General features: G+C 75.1%; 22 protein-coding genes. 3 read left to right on the top strand and 19 right to left on the bottom strand.

Annotated elements, in window-relative coordinates; genetic code table 11:
- Positions 1-27: 27 nt before the first annotated feature.
- Complete coding sequence (gene trxA / locus FKM96_RS16410) at positions 28-399, bottom strand: thioredoxin (protein WP_147796133.1); 372 nt, start codon at positions 397-399, stop codon at positions 28-30.
- A 144-nt stretch (positions 400-543) separates the two neighbouring features.
- Here trxA and FKM96_RS16405 point away from each other — a divergent pair, with 144 nt between their 5' ends.
- Positions 544-1098: an NUDIX hydrolase family protein gene (locus tag FKM96_RS16405; protein WP_147796132.1), complete on the top strand. Its 555-nt coding sequence runs from the start codon at positions 544-546 to the stop codon at positions 1096-1098.
- Between the two features lie 10 nt (positions 1099-1108).
- The gene (locus FKM96_RS16400) at positions 1109-1801 is read left to right on the top strand and encodes a Pr6Pr family membrane protein (protein ID WP_147796131.1); all 693 of its coding nucleotides are present in this window, start codon (positions 1109-1111) and stop codon (positions 1799-1801) included.
- 132 nt (positions 1802-1933) lie between these two features.
- Here the strand turns inward: FKM96_RS16400 and FKM96_RS16395 are convergent, their stop codons facing one another.
- The 7 genes from FKM96_RS16395 to clpS all read right to left on the bottom strand — a co-directional run bounded on the left by FKM96_RS16395 (position 1934) and on the right by clpS (position 7846).
- The gene (locus FKM96_RS16395; RefSeq protein WP_147796130.1) at positions 1934-3550 is read right to left on the bottom strand and encodes an ABC-F family ATP-binding cassette domain-containing protein; all 1617 of its coding nucleotides are present in this window, start codon (positions 3548-3550) and stop codon (positions 1934-1936) included.
- Positions 3543-4175: an RdgB/HAM1 family non-canonical purine NTP pyrophosphatase gene (rdgB, locus tag FKM96_RS16390; protein WP_147796129.1), complete on the bottom strand. Its 633-nt coding sequence runs from the start codon at positions 4173-4175 to the stop codon at positions 3543-3545. Before rdgB ends, FKM96_RS16395 begins: the two co-directional genes overlap by 8 nt.
- Entirely contained in the window at positions 4172-5005 is an 834-nt protein-coding gene (gene rph, locus FKM96_RS16385) for a ribonuclease PH (protein WP_147796128.1), read from the bottom strand. Before rph ends, rdgB begins: the two co-directional genes overlap by 4 nt.
- Before the next feature lie 29 nt (positions 5006-5034).
- The gene (locus FKM96_RS16380) at positions 5035-5838 is read right to left on the bottom strand and encodes an MBL fold metallo-hydrolase (protein WP_147796127.1); all 804 of its coding nucleotides are present in this window, start codon (positions 5836-5838) and stop codon (positions 5035-5037) included.
- Positions 5839-6006: 168 nt separating this feature from the next.
- The gene (gene murI / locus FKM96_RS16375; RefSeq protein ID WP_147796126.1) at positions 6007-6822 is read right to left on the bottom strand and encodes a glutamate racemase; all 816 of its coding nucleotides are present in this window, start codon (positions 6820-6822) and stop codon (positions 6007-6009) included.
- Between the two features lie 10 nt (positions 6823-6832).
- The gene (locus FKM96_RS16370) at positions 6833-7558 is read right to left on the bottom strand and encodes a DUF2017 family protein (RefSeq protein WP_147796125.1); all 726 of its coding nucleotides are present in this window, start codon (positions 7556-7558) and stop codon (positions 6833-6835) included.
- Positions 7559-7846: an ATP-dependent Clp protease adapter ClpS gene (clpS, locus tag FKM96_RS16365; protein ID WP_371300440.1), complete on the bottom strand. Its 288-nt coding sequence runs from the start codon at positions 7844-7846 to the stop codon at positions 7559-7561. It abuts the gene before it with no gap.
- A 59-nt stretch (positions 7847-7905) separates the two neighbouring features.
- On the opposite strand from clpS, the gene FKM96_RS16360 reads away from it, so the two are divergent.
- Complete coding sequence (locus FKM96_RS16360) at positions 7906-9243, top strand: nicotinate phosphoribosyltransferase (RefSeq protein ID WP_147796123.1); 1338 nt, start codon at positions 7906-7908, stop codon at positions 9241-9243.
- Between the two features lie 109 nt (positions 9244-9352).
- Here FKM96_RS16360 and FKM96_RS20805 read toward each other — a convergent pair whose 3' ends face one another.
- The 11 genes from FKM96_RS20805 to FKM96_RS16310 form a co-directional block, all read right to left on the bottom strand.
- Complete coding sequence (locus FKM96_RS20805; protein WP_168217007.1) at positions 9353-9508, bottom strand: hypothetical protein; 156 nt, start codon at positions 9506-9508, stop codon at positions 9353-9355.
- Positions 9509-9695: 187 nt separating this feature from the next.
- Positions 9696-11501, bottom strand: coding sequence for a DEAD/DEAH box helicase (locus FKM96_RS16355; RefSeq protein WP_147796122.1), 1806 nt, complete (start codon positions 11499-11501; stop codon positions 9696-9698).
- Entirely contained in the window at positions 11498-11881 is a 384-nt protein-coding gene (locus FKM96_RS16350; RefSeq protein ID WP_210417289.1) for a DUF3039 domain-containing protein, read from the bottom strand. Before FKM96_RS16350 ends, FKM96_RS16355 begins: the two co-directional genes overlap by 4 nt.
- 57 nt (positions 11882-11938) lie before the next feature.
- Entirely contained in the window at positions 11939-12721 is a 783-nt protein-coding gene (locus FKM96_RS16345) for a hypothetical protein (RefSeq protein WP_147796121.1), read from the bottom strand.
- 328 nt (positions 12722-13049) lie between these two features.
- On the bottom strand, positions 13050-13388 hold the full coding sequence (locus tag FKM96_RS16340; RefSeq protein WP_246855403.1) for a DUF2200 domain-containing protein: 339 nt from the start codon (positions 13386-13388) through the stop codon (positions 13050-13052).
- Positions 13389-13459: 71 nt separating this feature from the next.
- Positions 13460-14254, bottom strand: coding sequence for a glucosamine-6-phosphate deaminase (nagB, locus tag FKM96_RS16335; protein ID WP_147796119.1), 795 nt, complete (start codon positions 14252-14254; stop codon positions 13460-13462).
- Positions 14254-15348, bottom strand: a complete 1095-nt coding sequence (locus tag FKM96_RS16330) for an ROK family protein (protein WP_246855035.1) — start codon at positions 15346-15348, stop codon at positions 14254-14256. Before FKM96_RS16330 ends, nagB begins: the two co-directional genes overlap by 1 nt.
- Position 15349: 1 nt before the next feature.
- Positions 15350-16321, bottom strand: a complete 972-nt coding sequence (locus tag FKM96_RS16325) for a carbohydrate ABC transporter permease (protein ID WP_147796118.1) — start codon at positions 16319-16321, stop codon at positions 15350-15352.
- Complete coding sequence (locus FKM96_RS16320; RefSeq protein WP_147796117.1) at positions 16318-17289, bottom strand: carbohydrate ABC transporter permease; 972 nt, start codon at positions 17287-17289, stop codon at positions 16318-16320. The genes FKM96_RS16325 and FKM96_RS16320 overlap by 4 nt, the downstream gene beginning before the upstream one ends.
- A gap of 71 nt (positions 17290-17360) precedes the next feature.
- Entirely contained in the window at positions 17361-18656 is a 1296-nt protein-coding gene (locus FKM96_RS16315) for an extracellular solute-binding protein (RefSeq protein ID WP_147796116.1), read from the bottom strand.
- Between the two features lie 103 nt (positions 18657-18759).
- Positions 18760-19947, bottom strand: coding sequence for an ROK family transcriptional regulator (locus FKM96_RS16310; protein WP_147796115.1), 1188 nt, complete (start codon positions 19945-19947; stop codon positions 18760-18762).
- Positions 19948-19963: the final 16 nt, after the last annotated feature.

Here is a 19963-nt window from a genome sequence, read left to right as displayed (position 1 = left end):
GGCGTCGTCGGATGCGGTGCGCTCGGGTCAGCTCTGCGCCGCCCGGGCCGCGTCGATCTGCGCGCGGACGTCGTCCATGTCCAGCGCCTTGACCGCGTCGACCACCTGCTCCAGCGCCGGCGCCGGGAGGGCGCCCGCCTGGTTGAACACGAGGATGCCCTCGCGGAAGGCCATCAGGGTCGGGATCGACGTGATCTGCAGCTCGGCCGCCAGCTGCTGCTCGGCCTCGGTGTCCACCTTCGCGTGCACGACGTCGGTGTGCGTCTCCGACGACTGCTCGAAGATCGGTCCGAAGCGCTTGCACGGCCCGCACCAGTCCGCCCAGAAGTCCACGAGCACGATGTCGTTCTCGGTGATGGTCTTCTGGATGGTGTCGGCCGTCAGCTCGGTCGTTGCCATCAGTCGCCTCCTGTTGTCGGTGTGGCCAGTAGAGCGCCCGGACCCCGTCCAGTATTCCCGGGCGACCAGGGCCTCGCCCGCGGGGAAGCGCTGCACCGCGCGTCGGGCTGTCGCCCGGCCCCCGGACCGGGGTACAACTGCCGGGTGACCGACACGGCTGACCTGCCCCGCGAGCCCGAGCGCCCCTCCGGGTGGCTGAGTCCCGAGGGCATCGCGGCGGCCCGCCGCTCGCTCCCCCTGCTCTACGTCGACGCCGTGCCCGTGCGGGTCGACGACTCCGGCGACGTGGTCGCCGTCGGCCTGCTGCTGCGGGTCACGCCCGAGGGCGTGATGTCCCGCGCGCTGGTCTCCGGCCGCGTGATGTACCACGAGCGGGTGCGCGACGCCCTGCTCCGGCACATCGAGAAGGACCTCGGCCCGGTGGCGCTGCCGCAGGTGCCGCCGACGCCGCAGCCGTTCACGGTCGCCGAGTACTTCCCCACCCCGGGCGTCACGCCGTACCACGACCCGCGCCAGCACGCGGTGTCGCTCGCCTACGTCGTGCCCGTGACCGGCGACTGCCGGCCGCAGCAGGACGCGCTCGACCTGGCCTGGCTCACGCCCGAGGAGGCGTGCAGCGAGCAGGTGCAGGTCGAGATGAACGGCGGCCAGGGCCTGCTGCTGCGCCAGGCGATGGCGCACGTCGGCCGGATGCCCTGAGGCGGCAGGCGTGACCGCCGAGGCGCGGACCCCGGGCGCGCCGGGCGCGCGGACCGGGGGCGCCGGGCTCGCCGTCGCCCGCGTGCTGCACGCGCTGCTCGCGCTGGCGGCCGCCGGCGGCGTCGCCCTCGAGGTGTCCCGCGCGCTCGCCGAGGGCCCCGGCGACGCCGGGACGACCACCGAGCGGCTGGTCCGGCTGTTCTCCTACTTCACGATCCAGTCGAACCTGCTCGTGCTCGTCGCGTCGGCGCTGCACGCCGCCCGGCCCGCGCGCACCGGCCGGCTCATGGCCGTGCTGCACCTGGACGCGCTGCTGTGCATCGCCGTGACCGGCGTGGTCTACCACACGGTCCTCGCCGACGCGGGCGTCGACCTGACCCCGTCGGGCGACCTGGCGAACTTCCTGCTGCACACCGTGACGCCGGTCGGCACCTGGGTGGTGTGGCTGCTCGTCGGCCCGCGCCCGCGGTTCGGCGGCGCGACCGTCGCCTGGTCGGTCCTCTACCCGCTGGCGTGGATCGCGTACACGTTCGTCCGCGGGGCGGCGACGGGCTGGTACCCCTACCCGTTCCTCGACGCCGGCGCCCTGGGGCTGGCGACGGCCGCGCGCAACACGGCGCTGGTCGCGGTGGCGTTCCTGGTGCTCGCCCTCCTGGTCCGCCTCCTGGAGCGCGTCCTCCCGGCCACGCCGCGCGCCCGCTGACGCCGGCGCGTCGAGCGCGGCGCGTCGAGCGCGGGAGATCGCGCCGAGCGCGGTAGCAGGAACGACCGCGCTCGACGCGCAGCACCGCGCTCGGCGCGCGGGCACGTGGGTGCGCGGCACCGCGCGGCCGCGCTACAGCTCGATCGCCGGCCAGTCCGCCAGGTCCGCCCGCATGGCGCGGTCGTGGGTCGCGACGACCACCGCCGCCGACGTCAGGCGCAGGGCCTCCGTCAGCTCGTCCACCAGGGCGATCGACAGGTGGTTGGTCGGCTCGTCCAGGAGCAGCACGTGGGGGGCGGCCACCAGCGCGGCCGCGAGCTCGAACCGCCGCCGCTGCCCGACGGACAGCTCGCCGAGCGGCCGGTCCAGGTCCTCCTCCTCGAGCAGGCCCAGCGCCGCCACCGGCAGCACGTGCGCCGGGTCGAGGGCCCCGGACCGCAGCAGGTCCAGCGCGCGCCGCGCGGCGGCCTCGAACCCCGTCGTCGCGAGCCGCGCAGGGCTGTCGTCGTCCTGCACCAGCACGCCCAGCCGCACGCCGGGCGCGACGGCCCGGTGCCCCCGGTCCAGCGGGGTGCGTCCCGCCAGTGCGCCGAGCAGCGTCGACTTCCCGGCCCCGTTCGCCCCGGTCACCAGCAGGCGGCCCGCCGGCGGCAGGTCCACCCGCACGCCCGGCAGGTCCAGCCGGCCCGCGACGCGCGGCGCGCGCAGCTCCAGCAGCGGCCCGCCGGCGTAGTCGGCGGGGATGCTCGGCAGGTCAGGGAACGCCAGGGCGGGCGGCGGCACCGGCACCTCCACCGCCTCGGCCTCGAGCTTCTGCACCAGCCGGTCGGCGGCCTTCACGTGGATGCGCGCGCGGGTGCCGCGGCGGTGCTTCTGCGAGCCCTTGGGCGGGCGCCACTCGTCGGACAGCCCCTCGTAGGACTCGTCGAGCCGCTGGGCCAGCTTCGCCGCGCGCTTGCGCTCCTGGGCGTACCGCGCGCGCCAGCGACGCAGCGCCTGGTCCTTGGCGAACCGGTAGGTGGCGTACCGGGTCGCCCCGTACAGCACCGGGCGGCCGTCCATCGACGGGTCCAGGTCGAGGATCGCGGTCATCACGTCGTCCAGCAGCCGCCGGTCGTGCGTGACGATGACGACGACCCCCGGCCACTGCTGCAGCTGGGCGGTCAGGTAGTCGATCCCCCCGACGTCCAGGTGGTTGGTCGGCTCGTCCAGCAGCAGGACGTCGGCGCGCTCGGCGACGTGGCAGGCCAGCCGCGCGCGGTACGCCTCCCCCACGCTCAGCGTGTCCAGCCGGCGGTCCGGGTCGCGCGGGGCGCCGAACCGGGTGAGCGCCTCGTCCACGCGCCGGTCGACGTCCCAGGCCGCGAGCCGGTCGACCGCGGCGATCGCGTCGGCCAGCGCGGCGAGGTCGCCGCCCTCGTGGTCGAAGCCCGCGACCACCTCGTCCAGCCGCGCCGCGGCGGCGCGCACGTGGGACGCGGTCCGGCGCACCAGGTCGCCGATCGTCGACCCCGGCGGCACGTCGAGCTCCTGCTGCACGACCGACACCGACCCCGACCGCCGGACCTCGCCCGCGGTGGGGGCGAGGTCGCCGGCGAGCAGCCGGAGCAGCGTCGTCTTGCCCGCGCCGTTCTCGCCGACGACGCCGACCCGGTCGCCCGCGGACGCGGACAGGCCGACGCCGTCGAGGACCGGCCGCCCCGGGTACCCGAAGGTCAGGCCGTCCGCGACCAGGTGGACGTCAGCCACGCGGCTCCCGGCCCAGCACGGCGACGACGGCCGGCACCAGCGCGCGGAACGCCTGCCCGCGGTGCGAGATGCGGTTCTTCTCCTCCGGGGCGAGCTCGGCGCAGGTGAGGTCGCCGCCCGCGGGCACCAGGATCGGGTCGTAGCCGAACCCGTGCTCCCCGCGGGGCGCGGTCGCCAGCGTGCCGGCCAGGTGGCCGAGCTCGACGTGCTCCTCGCCGTCCGGCGTGACCAGCGCGGCGGCGCAGGTGAACCGCGCGCCGCGGTGCTCCGGCGCGATGTCGGACAGCTGCGCGAGCAGCAGGTCGAGGTTGGCGCGGTCGTCGCCGTGCCGGCCGGACCAGCGGGCCGAGAAGATGCCGGGCGCGCCGCCGAGGACGTCGACCGACAGGCCGGAGTCGTCCGCCACGGCGGGCAGGCCGGTGTGCGCGGCGAGCGCGCGGGCCTTGATGAGCGCGTTCTCCGCGAACGTCACGCCGTCCTCGACCGGCTCGGGCGCGCCGACGTCGCGGGCGCCGACCACCGAGTCCGGGTCCAGCCCGGGCAGGGCCGGCACGAGGATGGCGCGCAGCTCGCCGAGCTTGTGCGCGTTGTGGGTGGCGAGGACGAGCCGGGCCGGGCCGGTCACGCGGTCACCGCCTGCGCGCCCCCGCGGACCGTGACGGTCTGCCCCGCCGGCAGGGCCAGCACCTCGCGCTGCACGCGCGCCAGCTCCGACGTGCCGACCAGCGCCAGGTCGAGCAGCGAGTCCAGCTCGGCGCGGTCGAACGGCGCGTGCTCGGCCGTGCCCTGCACCTCGACGAAGCTGCCCGAGCCGGTGACGACGACGTTCATGTCGGTGTCCGCGCGCACGTCCTCCTCGTACGGCAGGTCCAGCACCGGCCGGCCGCCGACCACGCCGACGCTCACGGCCGACACCGAGTCGCGCAGCACGACCTTGCGGGCGTCGACCGAGCCCTGGGCGATGCCCCACGCGACGGCGTCCGCGAGCGCGACGTAGGCGCCGGTCACGGAGGCGGTGCGGGTGCCGCCGTCGGCCTGCAGCACGTCGCAGTCGAGGACGATGGTGTTCTCGCCGAGCGCCGCGACGTCGATGATCGCGCGCAGCGACCGGCCGATCAGCCGGGAGATCTCGTGCGTGCGGCCGCCGACCTTGCCCCGGACCGACTCGCGGTCCGAGCGGGAGGACGTGGCGCGGGGCAGCATCGCGTACTCGGCGGTGACCCAGCCCTCGCCGGAGCCCTTGCGCCAGCGCGGCACGCCCGCGGTGAACGACGCCACGCACAGCACCTTGGTGCCGCCGAACTCGACGAGCACGCTGCCCTCGCCCGCGTCCAGGTAGCGGCGGGTGATCGCGATCGGGCGGAGCTCGTCGACGGCGCGGCCGTCGCCGCGGGAGGCGGCCGCGCGGCCGGTCGCGGGCGCGGCGGAGGTGGTGACGGTGGGGTCGGAGGTCATCCCCCGAGCCTAACGACCCGCGCCGGGCCTCAGAGCGCGACGACCGTCCCCGGCCGGGCCAGGTCCAGCGGCCCGTCGTACGCCGCGGCCGCCTCGGCGAGGCTCTCGGCCGGGTCGTTCCACGCGACCAGGTGCGTGAGCAGCAGCCGGCGGGACCCGTTGCGCTGCGCCGCCAGGCCCGCGCGCCGTCCTGTCAGGTGCACGCCGCGCGGCGCGCCGGGCGTCGACTCCAGGTAGGCGGCCTCGGCGAGCAGCAGGTCCGCGTCCGCCGCCAGCTCGTCCAGGCCGGGGCACTCGTCGGTGTCGCCGGTGTACGCGAGCGTCACCGTGCGCGCCGGGTCGGCCTCGGAGGGCCCGGTGACCCGGAAGCCGAACGCGGGCACCGGGTGCTCGACGGGCACCGGCTCGATCGTCAGCGGCCCGACCCGCACCGGCTCCCCCGCGCGCCAGGTGCCCAGCGCGAGGTGGTCCGCGGTGCTCGTCGCCGGGTCGTGGCCGGACAGCTGCGCCAGCCGCTCGCGGACGCCCTCGGGACCGTGCAGCGGCAGCGGCGTCGGCCGGGCGCCGCGGGGGTCGTACCGCAGCATGACGCCGAGCACGACGACGTCCGCGACGTGGTCGGCGTGCAGGTGGCTGATCGCGACCGCGTCCAGGGCGGCCGGGGCGAGGTGCCGCTGGAGCGGGCCCAGCGCCCCGTTGCCGAGGTCGAGCAGCACGTTCCAGGTCCGGGTGCCACCCGCGCCGTCCGGCCCCTCGGCCTGCACCAGGTAGCACGACGCCGCCGAGTCCGGGCCGGGGAACGAGCCCGCGCTGCCGACGACCACGAGCCTCATCCGCGGGTGCCCCTTCCGCTGCGTGTCGGCGCACCGACGTCCGACGGCGGCCCAGGGAGCCATGATGCCGTGCGGGGCGCCGCGGCGGGCGGCCGTCGGTCCCCGGGGTGACGTGTCGCTCGTCACGGGACGGCGGGGCCCCGACGGGCGTCGCGGCCGCGCCCCGGCTCAGCGCAGCGCGCCGCGCGCCTCCACGTGCCGCACCTCGGGGCCGAGGAACCGCCGGGCCAGCGTCGCGAACGAGTCCGGGTCGCCCGTCGCGAGGAACCGGTGCTCCGGGGCGCCGGCGGCCGGGTCCCGCTCGAGGTCGTGCGCCACGAGCTGGCGGTACACGTCCTTGGCCGTCTCCTCCGCGGACGACACCAGCGTCACGTCCTCGCCCATCACGTAGGAGATGACGCCGGTGAGCAGCGGGTAGTGCGTGCAGCCGAGCACCAGCGTGTCGACGTCGGCCTCCTTGACCGGGCGCAGGTACTCCTCGGCGACGCTCAGCAGCTCCGGCCCGGAGGTGACGCCCGCCTCGACGAACTCCACGAACCGCGGGCACGCCTGGGTGGTCAGCTGCACGCCCGGGGCCACGGCGAACGCGTCGTCGTACGACTTCGACTCCACGGTCGACTTCGTGGCGATCACCCCGATCCTTCCGGTGCGGGTCGCGGCGACCGCGCGGCGCGCGGCCGGCAGGATCACCTCGACCACCGGCAGGCCGCGGCGCAGCGTGTACCGCTCGCGGGCGTCGCGCAGCACCGCGGACGAGGCGGTGTTGCAGGCGATGACCAGCATCTTCACGCCGGCGTCGACCAGGTCGTCCAGCACCTCGAGCGCGTGCGCGCGGACGGCCGCGAGCGGCTTGGAGCCGTACGGGGTGTTGAGGGTGTCGCCGATGTAGAGCACCGACTCGTGCGGGAGCTGGTCGATGATCGCCCGCGCGTTGGTGAGCCCACCCACCCCCGAGTCGAAGATCCCGATGGGTGCGTCGTTCACGGCACCGATCCTAGTCCCGGCCGGCGGGGGCGTCCGGCAGGTCGGCGAGCAGGCACGCCATCAGCGTCTCCTGCCACCAGCCGAGCGCCAGGAACACCGAGCCGAGGTACTGCCGGGCCTGACCCTCCGCGTCGCCGGGGCGGCCGCGGACCACCTCGTGCTCCAGCCGCTCGCTCGCCTCCTCGTCGACGACGCCCAGCCGCTCGCCCAGCACCAGGCGGACGTCGGTGAGCGTGGCCGCGAGCGCCGGGGCCTGCTCCTTCGTGACGCGCACGACCGCGACGGCCTCGTGCCGGCCCCGGGGCCGGCGGCGGCGGTGCGGGTGGTCGTCGTCGGTGGGCTCGTCGACCCCGTGCCCCAGCGCCTCGACCGTCAGCGCGTCGAACAGCACCGCCAGCCGGTCGATCTTCTGCTGCCGCAGGTCGTCCTCGGTGAGCCGGCGGAACTCCGCCGCCACCGCGTCGTCGTCCCGCGACGCGTCGGGCAGCAGCCGGTGCACGGCCGGGTCGTCGGGCGCGGGCAGCGGGTCGAGCCGCAGCCGCACCCCGAGCGCCGCGGCGTCGTCGGGCGCGGCGCCGCTCCCCGGCCGCGCGCTGCCCGTCTCCCGGGCGCGGTCCTCGAACCGCCCGCCGCCCAGCAGCTCCGCGACGTCGGCGACCACGGTCGCGAGCACCTCGCGCTCGCCCGGGTCGACCTCCGCGACGAGCTCGTCGCCCTCCCGCCGGAACGCCCGCACCTAGGCGTCGCTCCGCTGCAGGGTGGCCCACAGGCCGAACGAGTGCATGGCCTGCACGTCCACCTCCATCTGCTCGCGGTTGCCCGTCGACACCGCGGAGCGCCCCTCCTCGTGCACCTCGAGCATCAGCTTCTCCGCCTTCTCCTGCGGGTAGCCGAAGTACGACCGGAAGACGTAGGTCACGTAGGACATGAGGTTCACGGGGTCGTTCCAGACGATCGTGACCCAGGCGTCGGCGAGCTGCCCGTCGGCGCGGGCGGTCTCCTCGGGTGCGATCTCCACGGACACCCGACCACTGTAGGTCCCGGCACGACGCGGACCCGCAGGTCGGCGCCTACCGTGGGCACATGACCGCACCGAGCGCGCCGAGCACGGCCCTGCTGACCGACCGCTACGAGCTCACCATGCTCCAGGCCGCCCTCGCGGACGGCACCGCCGGCCGCCGGTGCGTGTTCGAGGTGTTCACGCGGCGCCTCCCCCACGGCCGCCGGTACGGCGTGCTCGCCGGGACGGGGCGCGTCCTGGAGGCGCTCGCCGACTTCCGGTTCGGCCCCGAGGAGCTGGACTGGCTGGCCCGGGAGCGGGTCGTCGACGACGCCACGCTGGCGTACCTCGCGGACTACCGGTTCACCGGCTCGGTCCACGGCTACGCGGAGGGCGAGATGTTCTTCCCGCACTCCCCCGTGCTGACCGTCGAGGGCACGTTCGCCGAGGCCGTGCTGCTCGAGACCGTCGTGCTGTCGGTGCTCAACTACGACTCCGCGATCGCGTCGGCCGCGTCCCGGATGACCTCGGCCGCGATCGGCCGGCCGGTCCTGGAGATGGGCGCCCGCCGGGCGCACGAGCAGGCCGCCGTCGCCGCCGCCCGCGCCGCCGCGGTCGCCGGGTTCGCCGGGACGTCGAACCTGGAGGCCGGCCGCCGGTACGGGCTGCCGACCATCGGCACCGCCGCGCACGCCTTCACGCTGCTGCACGACGACGAGGAGGCCGCGTTCGCCGCGCAGGTCGCCTCCGCGGGCGCCGGCACGACCCTGCTGGTCGACACCTACGACGTGCGGACGGGCGTCGAGCGGGCCGTCGCCGCGGCGGGCCCCGGTCTCGGGGCGGTGCGGCTCGACTCCGGCGACCTCGGGGTGCTCGCGCAGGAGGTGCGGGCCCAGCTCGACGGCCTCGGCGCGCGGGGCACGAAGATCGTCGTCACCTCGGACCTGGACGAGTACGCGATCGCGGCGCTGGCGGTCGCCCCCGTCGACTCCTACGGCGTCGGCACCTCGCTGGTCACCGGCTCCGGCGCGCCGACCTGCGGCATGGTCTACAAGCTCGTGGCCCGCGAGGGGTCCGACGGCCGGCTCGCGCCGGTCGCGAAGGCGTCGAAGGCCAAGGAGTCGGTCGGCGGGCGGAAGTCGGCGGCCCGGCGGCTCGACGGCGACGGCCGGGCGGTCGAGGAGGTCGTGGTCGACGGCCCCGACGAGGCGGTCGCGGCGTGGGCGCCGGCCGACGACGACCTGCGCGCCCTGGTGGTGCCGCTGGTGACCGACGGCGAGGTGCTGCCCGGCCTGACCGGGGCGGAGGGCGTGGCCGCGGCGACGGCCCGGCACGCGGCGTCCCGTGACGAGCTCCCGCGCGGCGCACGGCGCCTGTCGGCCGACGAGGCCGCGATCCCGACGGTGACGCTCACGCTCTGAGGGCCGCGGGCCGCGGGGCTGAGGGCCGCGGGCCGCCGAACCCCGGACACACGACGACGCCCGCGCTCCAGGGGGGTGCGCGGGCGTCGTCGTGCGTGGTGCGGTGTTGCTACACGCGGGCCTTCCCCCGACGCAGCAGCCCGAGGATCAGGCTCACGACGAGGACGGCGATACCGATCCAGATGAGGATCTTGGCGGCCTCGACCGCCACGCCGACGATGAGCAGCACGGCACCGATGATGATGAGGATCAGCCACGTAGGCATCTGACGGCTCCCTTTCGTCCTACGGCATCGCGCCCACCGGGTTTCTCCCGGTGAACGCGCTGTTCACGGGGATGACGATGGCACCGATCCTGAGGTTCGGCACGTCGAGCGCACGGGTTGCGGATCCCGCGTCGGGTGGTACACGTCGACCCGCTGACCTGCGGGTCCGGGCCGGATGTGACGTCGGTCAGCGCTTGCCGACGAACCACCCGCGCAGCATCGCCACGCGCGCCTCGAGCTGCTTCGGGTCCGCCAGGGCCACCTCCGGCCCGCCGCACCGGCGCCGCAGCTCCGTGTGCACTGCGCCGTGCGGCTGGCCGCTCTTGCGGGACCAGGCGCCCACCAGCTGGGCGAGCTCCTTGCGCAGCTCGGCCTGCTTGCGGTGGTCCATCTCGGCCCGGTCCTCGGCGGGCTGCGCCTTGGACCGCTTGGCGCTCTGCTGGCTCGCCTGGCGCTGCCGCAGCAGCGTCGTCACCTGGTCGGGGTCGAGCAGGCCGGGCAGGCCGAGGAAGTCGAGCTCCTCGTCCGAGCCGACGTCCGCGCCCGTGCCGAACTCGCCGCCGTCGAACAGCACGCGGTCGAACGACGCCTGCGCCTCCAGCGCCTCGAACGTGCCCTGCAGGGCGTCCGACCCCTTCTCGGCGCGGTTCGCCTGCGCGACCAGCGCGTCCTCGGGGTTGTAGCCCTCGCCCTGCTCCTCCGCGGTCAGCGGACGGTCGAGGGCGTGGTCCCGCTCGACCTCCATGCTGTTGGCCAGCGCGAGCAGCGGGGCGACGCTCGGCAGGAACACCGACGCCGTCTCGCCGCGCTTGCGGGCACGGACGAACCGGCCGATGGCCTGGGCGAAGAACAGCGGCGTCGACGTGCTGGTGGCGTAGACGCCGACCGCGAGCCGCGGGACGTCGACGCCCTCGGACACCATGCGGACCGCGACCAGCCAGCGCTCGTCGGAGGCGGAGAACTCGTCGATGCGGGCGCTCGCGCCGTCGTCGTCGGACAGCACCACCGTCGGCGACTTCCCGGTGAGCCGGGCGATGTGCCCGGCGTAGGCGCGCGCGTCGGTCTGGTCGGTCGCGATGATCATGGCCCCGGCGTCCGGGACCGTGCGGCGGACCTCGGTCAGCCGGCGGTCGGCCGCGGCGATCACGGACGGGATCCACTCGCCGTCGGGGTTGAGCGCCGTGCGCCACGCCTGCGCGGTCATGTCCTTGGTCAGCGGCTCGCCCAGGCGGGCGCTGACCTCGTCGCCGGCCTTGGTGCGCCAGCGCATCGACCCGGAGTACGTGAGGAACAGCACGGGGCGGACGACGTGGTCCCGCAACGCCTCGGAGTACCCGTAGGTGTAGTCGGCCTTGCTGCGGCGGATGCCGTCGACGCCGCGCTCGTACTCGACGAACGGGATCTGCGCCGTGTCGGACCGGAACGGGGTGCCGGTCAGGGAGAGCCGGCGGGTGGCGCCCTCGAACGCCTCGTGCACGGCGTCGCCCCAGGACAGCGCGTCGCCGCCGTGGTGCACCTCGTCGAGGATGACCAGGGTGCGCGCCGCGGTCGTGCGGGCGGCGTGCAGCGCGGGCTTGGACGCGACGCCGGCGTAGGTCAGCGCCACGCCGTCGAAGCCGTGCCCGTGCCGGCCCTGGGAGTTCTTGAAGTTCGGGTCGAGCTTGATGCCGACCCGCGCGGCGGCGTCCGCCCACTGGTGCTTGAGGTGCTCGGTGGGCGCGACGACGGTCACGCGGCGCACGATGCCGGCCTGCAGCAGCTCGGTCGCGATGCGCAGCGCGAAGGTCGTCTTGCCCGCACCCGGCGTCGCCACCGCGAGGAAGTCCCGCGGCTCGGTGGTCAGGTACTGCTCGAGGGCCTCGGCCTGCCAGGCGCGCAGCTTGCCCGCCGTCCCCCAGGGCGCACGCGCAGGGAACGCCGGGGGCAGCTGCGATGCTGCCGACGGCGAGGCGTGCGTGCTGGGTGCGGAGGCGGGGCGGTCCGCGGCGCTCACTGTCCGCCGGAGGAGTCGCCGGACCCCTTGCCGCGGCCGAAGCCCCAGCGGCGTCCGCCGCCCGAGCCCTTGCCGGAGTCCCCGTCGCCGCCGTCCTGCGGCTCGCGGAGGCCCTCGTAGATCTCCTTGCACACCGGGCACACGGGGAACTTGTTCGGGTCCCGGCCCGGCACCCACACCTTCCCGCAGAGCGCGACCACGGGCTTGCCGGACATCGCCGACTCCATGATCTTCTCCTTGCGCACGTAGTGCGCGAAGCGCTCGTGGTCCCCGGGCTCGGCGGTCTGCTCGGCGGGCCGCTCGAGCAGCCCGGTCCCGGCGCCGGTGCCGGGGTCCGAGAGTCGGTCCGGCTCGGTGCTCGGCGGCAGGGGCTCACTCATGCCGACAACTGTACGCGGCCCCTCCGACGCCCCCGGGCCTTCGCCGAGGTCGAGCGTTTACCGGCGAAGGCCGCTCTGAACCGCTCGACCTCGGCGAAAACGCTCGACCTCGGCAGATGCCTGCCGCAGGGCGCGAGCGATCCGGGTGGCGAGCATCACCGGAGTGCGCAGGTCGTCCCACGTGGCCCGGAGGATGCGCCAGCCCTCGTCCTCCAGGGCGTCCTGGCGCTGCTTCTCGGCGAACACCGCTTCCGGCGCCGTGCTCCCGAACGCACCCGTGTACTTCACGAACCCGTCGAACTCGACTCCCACCCGCGGCACGACCCAGCCGAGGTCGAGCAGGAACCGCCCGCGGCGCGTGCGGACCGGGACCTGGAGGTCCGGGGCCGGCAAGCCGTGGTCGTGCACGGCCAGCCGCACGAGCGACTCCCCCGGCGACTGGGCGCGGCCGTCGGCGAGCGCGAGCACGGCCCGCGCCCGGGACACCCCGCGGCGCCCCGCTCTCGCGCCGAGCATCCGGTCGATCCCGTCGGCGTCGGCCCCGCGGCGCAGCGCCGAGTCCGCGATGACGAGCGCCCTGTCGGGTGTGAGCGACGAGGCGCAGTCGAGCACGGTGCGTTCCGGGCTCGTCACCGGTAGCCCGTGCACCTCCGCCCGCTCCGACCCGGGCACACCACCGTGGTGCCGGATGACGGCGTCGCGGCCGCGTCGGGCCGGGCGGCCGTCCTGGGTCAGGTGCACGGCCTCCGACAGCCGGACAGTATCGCAGCCCCACATCACCGCGGCGGACTCGTGGCTGAACCAGTGCGGCACCACCAGCTGCGCGTGGACCGCCTCCACCCTCGCGAGCATCCGGCGCCGGGCATCCCGGGCCGGTCCCTGCGTCGGGGCGGAGGGGAGGTAGGCGCCCCACCGCACGCGCTCGACCTCGCCGCGCCGGTGCCGTGCCGCGAGCCCGTGGGCGTCGTGACGACGCGCGAGGACCACCTCCCCGAGCCCAGCCCCGTCATCCGCCATGCCGCCGACCCAACCCGACCAGCACGCCGTGACGAAACCCCTCCCCGCGCCCCCTGTGGACAGCGCGCGCCGAGGTCGAGGGTTCGCCCGCAGAACACCGCGGGAAACCCTCGACCTCGACAGAAACGCTCGACCTCGGCCGGCGACGGCCCTACGGGGAGCGGAGGATGCTCTGGAGCTTCTTGCCGCGGGCCAGCTCGTCGACCAGCTTGTCCATCCAGCGGATCTGCTGCATGAGCGGGTCCTCGATCTCCTCCACCCGCACGCCGCAGACCACGCCCCGGATCAGCGCCGTGTTCGGGTTCATCGCCGGGGCCCGCTCGAAGAACTCCGCGAGCGTCCGGTCGTCCGCCAGGGCCGCGGCCAGACCCGCCTCGTCGTAGCCGGTCAGCCACTCGAGGACCTCGCCGAGGTCGGCGACGTCACGGCCCTTGCGCTCGACCTTCGTCACGTAGTGCGGGTAGATCGCCGCGAACGGCGTCCCGAAGATCCGGTGCCCTCCGGGTGTACCGGCAGCGCCGCCCGCGCCGGCAGCGCCCGGACCGCCCGCCCCCGCCACGCTCAGATCCCCTGCCAGCCCGGCTTCGCGTCGAACGTCTCCCGGTAGTACGACGCGAGCTGCAGCCGCCCGGCGGCGGCCTCGTCGACCAGGACCGTCGCGTGCGGGTGGTGCTGCAGGATCGTGCCGGGCCACATGGCGCTGACCGAGCCCTCGACGAGCTGGTGCACGGCCTCGGCCTTGTGCTTCCCGCTCGCCAGCAGGACGACGTGCCGCGCGGACATGATCGTCGCGAGGCCCTGGGTGAGGCAGTGCGTCGGCACCTGCGAGACGTCGCCGCCGAAGAACCGGGCGTTGTCCTCGCGGGTCTGCCGGGTCAGCGTCTTGATCCGGGTGCGGGACGCCAGCGACGACCCGGGCTCGTTGAACGCGATGTGCCCGTCGGTGCCGACGCCGAGGATCTGCACGTCCACGCCGCCGGCGTCCGCGATGGCCGCCTCGTACGCCGCGCACGCGCCCGGGATGTCCGACGCGAGGCCGTCGGGCCCGTGCACGTCGGCCGGGTCGATGTCGACGCGGGACGCGAACTCCTTCTCGATGACGTTCCGGTACCGCTCGGGGTGGTCGGCGGGCAGGCCGACGTACTCGTCGAGCATGAAGGCGCGCACCCCGGCGAAGGACAGCCCCTCCTCCGCGTGCCGGCGGGCGAGCTCGTCGTAGACGGCCAGCGGGCTGGACCCGGTGGCGATGCCGAGCACCGCGTGCCCGCCGTCCGCGGCGCGCCCGCTCACGACCCGCTCGATCGCGTCGGCGGTCAGCCGCGCGAGCTCCGGGCCCGGGGCGATGACGACCTCCATCAGGACTCCTTCCGTCCGACCAGCGCGGCGCCCACGGCACCCACCGGCACTCCGCGCGGCGCGAGGGTCACCCGTTCCGCCATGTGCATCGCGGCCAGGAACGCGGAGTCCCGGGCCTCGTCGTCCAGCCGCGCGCGCACCATCCGCAGCAGCGGGTCGCCGAGCTCGGCGACCCCGCCCCCGACGACGACGTGCGCGACGTCGGTGGTGAGCAGGAGCACGCGCACCGCGGCGGCCACGGCCCCGGCGAACCGGTCGCGCACCGCCACGGCACCAGCATCCCCGGAGTCGGCCGCCTCGAACAGGGCCACCGGGGCCGGGCGGTCGCCGGGACCGGGCCACGCGGCGGACAGCGCCCCGCCGGACGCGTACTGCTCGAGGCAGCCGCGCTGCCCGCAGGGGCACGGCAGCCCACCGGGGACGTGCACCATGTGGCCGATCTCGCCGGCCACGCCCGAGGCGCCGCGGCGCAGCCGGCCGTCCAGCACGAGGCCCGCGGCCAGGCCGGTGCCGAGCGCGAGGAACGCGAGGTCGGGCGCCGGGTCGGGCAGCAGGTGCGCCGCGCCGAGCGCGGCCACGTTGAGGTCGTTCTCGAGCCGCACCGGCACCCCGTCGAGCGCGGCCGACACCTGTGCCGCGAGCGGTACCGCCGACTCGATCCCGAGGTTCACCGCGTGCTCGACGCGACCCGTCGCGGGGTCGACGATCCCGGGCAGCCCGATGCCCACGCCCGCCAGCGCACCCGCGGGCAGGCCGGCCTCCGCGACCAGCGCCCGCACGGCCTCCGCGGCGGTCCCGGCGACGCCGTCGCCCCCGGACCGGGCGGCGAGCCGCACCGACGGGCCCACGGCGCCGTCCGGCGCGACGAGCACGCCGAGCGTCTTGGTGCCGCCCACGTCGAGCCCGACGGACCACCCGGCGGCGAGGTCCGGACCGCCCTCGACGGTGGTGGCCACCCCGGCGGCGACCACCGGTGCTCCCCCGAGCGGCGCGACCGCCCCGGGCCCGGCGGCCACGGCCCCGGCCGGCGCCGGCACGCCCGACCCCTCCGGCCCCGCGGACGCGCCGCGCGGCCAGGTCATCAGCTCGTCCACGTCAGCCCTTCACCGCTCCGGACACCAGCCCCGACGTCATCCTGCCCTGCACCAGCAGGAAGAAGACGATCACGGGGACGGCGATGAGTGTCGACGCGGCCATGACCTCGCCCCAGTCGACGCCGCGGTTCGCGGACGACGCGAGGAACGACCGCAGCCACAGCGGCAGCGTGCGGGCGGACTCGGCGGGGAGCGCGACGAGCGCGACGGTGAACTCGTTCCACGCCTGCAGGAACGCGTACACCCCCGACGCGACCAGGCCGGGCGCGAGCAGCGGGAACGTGATCCGCAGGAACGCCTTCACCCGGCTGAGCCCGTCGACCATGGCGGCCTCCTCGAGCTCGATCGGCACGCCGGCGACGAACCCGCGCAGCATCCAGATCGTGAACGGCACGACGGCCGCGGTGTACAGGACCGAGACGCCGATGACGCTGTTCAGCAGGTTGACCGAGGACAGCATCTTGTACTGCGCGATGAACAGGCCCTCGGCGGGCAGCATCTGCACGAACAGCACCGCGATGACGAACGTCAGCCGCCCGCGGAACCGGAACCGGCTGATCGCGAGCGCCGCGAGGAACGCGAACACCAGCACGGCCACGACGGTGACGGCGGTGATCGCCAGGCTCATCCGCAGCGCGGTGCCGAAGCCGGCGCCGTCGAGCACGGACCGGAAGTTCGCGAGGGTGGCGCCGGTGGGCAGGAACGTCGGCGTCGTGGACCGCAGCCGGGAGCCCGGCAGCACCGAGGACAGCACCATCCAGTAGACGGGGAACGCCCACACGACGGCGATGACGACGGCCAGCAGCCCGAGCAGCGCGCGGCGGACCCGGCGGCCGACCCGGCCCCCGGCGGCTCCCCGGCGCGGTCCGGGCCCGGACGCGCTCGGCACGGCCGGTGTGCCGGCGCGGGCCGGCGGGGCGGCGACCGGGTCCACCGACCCGGCGGGGCCCGCGGGGGACGTGGTGGCGCTCATGCGTCCTCCTTCAGCAGGTTCCGGACGTACGGCCAGCTCAGCAGCACGGTCAGCGCGAGCACGAAGATCGACACGGCGGCCGCGCCGGCGAAGTCCTGCCGGCCGATGCCGAGCTCGAAGATGAAGTTGCCCAGCAGGTTGGTCTCGCTGACCGGCGCGCCGCTGTCCTGCAGCAGCCGGATCTGCGCGAACACCCGCAGGTCCCAGATGATCTGCAGCAGCAGCACGATCGACAGCACGGGGCGGATCAGCGGCATCGTGATGTGCCAGAGGATCCGGGTCGGGCCGGCGCCGTCGATGCGGGCGGCCTCGAGCACCTCGTCGGACACCTGCGTCAGCGCGGCGTAGACCGACAGCGCCACGAACGGCACCGACATCCACACGATGATCACGGTCGCGACGAAGAAGAACGACAGCGGCTGGGCGAGCCACGCGTGCCCGCTGTACTGGTCGAAGCCCAGCTGGACGAGCAGCCAGTTCACGACGCCGGTGCGCCAGTCGAACAGCCACTTCCACACGGTGACGGCGGCGACCATCGGCATGGCCCAGGCGAGCAGCAGGGCGACCTGCAGCACGATCCGGACGACCGGGTGCACGGCCTTCATCAGCAGCGCGAACAGCACACCGAGGATCACCGTGGCGAACGCGTTGACCAGGCAGAACACGATGGAGCGGGCGACGACGGCCCACAGCCGGTCGTCGGTGAAGATGCGCGCGTAGTTGTCGAGCCCGACGAACGTCGGCGGCTGGCCGAACTGCTGCGCCAGGCCGAACTCCTGCATCGACGTGACGACCTGCCAGTACAGCGGGTACCCCATGCCCGCGAGCAGGACGAAGACGGCGGGGACCAGCAGGACGTAGGCGGTGAGGCCGGGCCTGCGGCGGCGGGGCCGGTGCGCGGCGGGCGCGGGGGCCGCCGGCGGCGCGGGCGGGGTGGCCGGCCCGGGGCGGGCCGCGGTGGTGGACATGGCACCTCTCCTGACGAGCGGTGGCCGGACGGTCCCGGCCGCGGGGCGCGTGCCCTGCGGCCGGGAGGACGTCACTGGCCGTTGAGCATCGGCGTGATCTTCTCGTCGTACTGCGCGGCGAGCTCGGTCACGTCACCGCCCTCGGCGATCGCCTGGAACAGCTCCTCGTAGACGAACGCCGCCTCGACGGCCGCCCAGCCCGGGGCCGCCGGGGTGAGCTTGGAGGCCGCCGCGGTCTCGATCATCGTGGTGGCGAACTTGTCGTCGCCGAGGGCGTCGACGTACTGCGCGTTCGCCGGGCCCAGACCGCTCTGGCCGAGCATCTCCTGGTAGTCCGGCGAGAAGATGATGCGCAGGAGGTTCTCGGAGAGCTCCGGGTGCTGGGACTTCGCCGAGATGGCGATGTTCGACCCGCCCGCGAACACCGGCGCGATGCCGCCGTCCACGCCGGGGAGGGCGAAGATGTCGAACTTCGACTCGTCCTCCATGCCGTCGCGGACCTCCTCGCCGGCGTCGTCCGTCTTCAGGTCGCCGATCGACCACCGGGCCCAGCCTGGCGCCATGATCGTCGCGGCGGCCGGGGCGGCGCCGTCGGTGCCGTCGTTCAGGAAGTCCCAGTACGCCACGTCGCGCTCGGTGGCCGGCACGTTGGACGAGCCCGCGTAGACGTCCTGCCACTGCTCGAGGCCCTTGATCGTGTTCGGGTCGGACAGCGTCGAGGTCCACTCTCCGCCGTCCTCGGTGGCGAGCTCGCCACCGTTCGCGAACACCCAGGAGATGCCGTTGCGCCAGTCCTGGCCGCCGATCGCGAAGCCCGACTGGCTGTCGGTCTTGAGCGCCGCGACGTCCTGCGCGAACTCGTCGAGCGTCGTGGGCTTCTCCAGGCCCGCCGCCGCCCAAAGGTCGGCCCGGTAGAACATGTAGCGCGAGCCGAAGTAGTAGGGCAGCGCGTAGTTCTTGCCGTCGGCCTTGCCCACCTCGACGAACGACGGCAGCAGGTCGTCGCCGCCCAGCTCGTCGTAGAGCGGGGTGAGGTCGCGGAACGCGCCGATGGTGGTGAACGTCGGCGACTGCGTGTTGCCGATCTCGACCACGTCGGGCGTGTTCGCCTCGTCCGGCAGCGCCGTCGTCAGCTTGGTGACGACGTCGTTCCAGTCCTGCTCCTCGATGACGAGGGTCGACCCGGGGTTCTCCTCCTCGAAGGTCGTCTTGAGGTAGTCGCGCAGCTCGTCGGGGGTGTCCGCCCCGTTGAGCCAGAGCGTGATCTCCGCGGCCTCGGGGGTCCCGTCGGACCCGGTCGAGCCGCCGTCGTCGCCCGACGAGCAGGCGGTCAGCACGAGCGCCGCCGCCACACCGACGGCTGCCATCCGTACGATCTTCACGTTGGTGTTCCTCCCTGATGCGAGGCGGGGCCTGCAAGCCCCGCCGGGGGTGGTGGTACCGGCACTGCAAGCGGTCGGCTCGGGGTCGTCACGTGACCCCGAGCTGACCGGACAGCACGAGGGCCGCGGCGCCGGAGAGCGCCCCGTCCTCGTCCAGCGAACCCATCCGCAGCACGAGGTCCTGCCCCAGCAGGGGCAGGGTCCGGGCCCGGAGCGTGGCGAGCGCCTCGACCCTGAGGGCTCCGTCCAGCAGCTCCGGGGGACCCGAGAGCAGGACCTCGGCGAGGTTGAGGGCACTGACGACGGGAGCGAGGGCCACGCCCAGCTTCCGTCCGACCGACGCGAGCACCGCGTCGGACTCCTCGGGGCTGCGGCCGGCGGTGGCGCGGCGCAGCGCGGGCAGGGAGAGCAGCGTCTCCAGGCAGCCGGCGCGCCCGCACGCGCACGGCCGGGGCTCGGGGTCGCCTGCTCGCACGTCGCGGTCGTCGACCACGGTGACGTGCCCGATCTCCCCGGCGGCGTGCGCGCGGCCGCGCACCAACGCGCCGTCCAGCACGATCCCGGCGCCGAGGCCCTGGCCGACGGTGACGACCATGAGGCCCGCGCCGGACGCGCCCCCGTAGGTGTACTCCCCCAGCGCGTGGGTGTTCGCGTCGTTGGCGACCTGCACCGGCACGCCGAGCCGCTCGGCGAGCAGCGCGGCCAGCGGCAGGTCGTACCAGCCGCGGTTGGGCGCCTCGACGACGACCCCCGCGGCGTCGATCACGCCGGGCGATCCGATGCCGACGCCGACGACGGGCCGGTCCGCGGCGGCGAGCAGCTCGCGGCACAGGTCCTCGAGCACCGCGACCGCGGCGTCGCCGGTCCGGCCGTCGAGGGAGACGGTGCGCCGGGCGACGACCGCGCCGGTGAGCGTCATGACCGCGCCGCGCAGGCTGGCGTCGTCCGCGAGGTCGACCGCCACGACCTGGAACTCCTCGGTCCGCATCCCGACGAGCGTCGCCGGCTTGCCGACCCTCCCCTCCGGGCGGACGCCGAGCTCGGCGACCAGGCCCTCGGAGATGAGCACGGACACCAGGTCGGAGACCGTGACCCGGGTGAGGCCGGTGCTGCGCGCGAGGTCGGCACGGGACGACGGGCCCTGGTGGAACAGGTGCTGCAGGACGAGCGACCGGTTGTGCGCCCGGGCGTGCTCGGGGAGCACCTTGCCCGTCGGGCGGAGTGTGCGCCCGACCCCCCGGTGGCCCGAGGTGGCGGACGGCGTCGTCGTCGTCATGTTTGTTAGTAGACCT

It is taken from the genome of Cellulomonas sp. Y8 (assembly GCF_008033115.1).
GTDB lineage: Bacteria > Actinomycetota > Actinomycetes > Actinomycetales > Cellulomonadaceae > Cellulomonas.
Note: the sequence above shows the minus strand (reverse complement) of the source record. Positions and strands in the feature narration are given on the sequence as shown.

Bases quoted from the DNA above. Each gene is read 5' to 3' on its own strand.
- FKM96_RS16380 (WP_147796127.1), bottom strand. From the start codon at position 5,838: ATGAGGCTCGTGGTCGTCGGCAGCGCGGGCTCGTTCCCCGGCCCGGAC.
- FKM96_RS16325 (WP_147796118.1), bottom strand. From the start codon at position 16,321: ATGAGCGCCACCACGTCCCCCGCGGGCCCCGCCGGGTCGGTGGACCCG.
- nagB (WP_147796119.1), bottom strand. From the start codon at position 14,254: ATGGAGGTCGTCATCGCCCCGGGCCCGGAGCTCGCGCGGCTGACCGCC.
- FKM96_RS16360 (WP_147796123.1), top strand. From the start codon at position 7,906: ATGACCGCACCGAGCGCGCCGAGCACGGCCCTGCTGACCGACCGCTAC.
- rph (WP_147796128.1), bottom strand. From the start codon at position 5,005: ATGACCTCCGACCCCACCGTCACCACCTCCGCCGCGCCCGCGACCGGC.
- FKM96_RS16315 (WP_147796116.1), bottom strand. From the start codon at position 18,656: ATGGCAGCCGTCGGTGTGGCGGCGGCGCTCGTGCTGACCGCCTGCTCG.
- FKM96_RS20805 (WP_168217007.1), bottom strand. From the start codon at position 9,508: ATGCCTACGTGGCTGATCCTCATCATCATCGGTGCCGTGCTGCTCATC.
- FKM96_RS16320 (WP_147796117.1), bottom strand. From the start codon at position 17,289: ATGTCCACCACCGCGGCCCGCCCCGGGCCGGCCACCCCGCCCGCGCCG.
- FKM96_RS16310 (WP_147796115.1), bottom strand. From the start codon at position 19,947: ATGACGACGACGACGCCGTCCGCCACCTCGGGCCACCGGGGGGTCGGG.
- FKM96_RS16350 (WP_210417289.1), bottom strand. From the start codon at position 11,881: ATGAGTGAGCCCCTGCCGCCGAGCACCGAGCCGGACCGACTCTCGGAC.
- trxA (WP_147796133.1), bottom strand. From the start codon at position 399: ATGGCAACGACCGAGCTGACGGCCGACACCATCCAGAAGACCATCACC.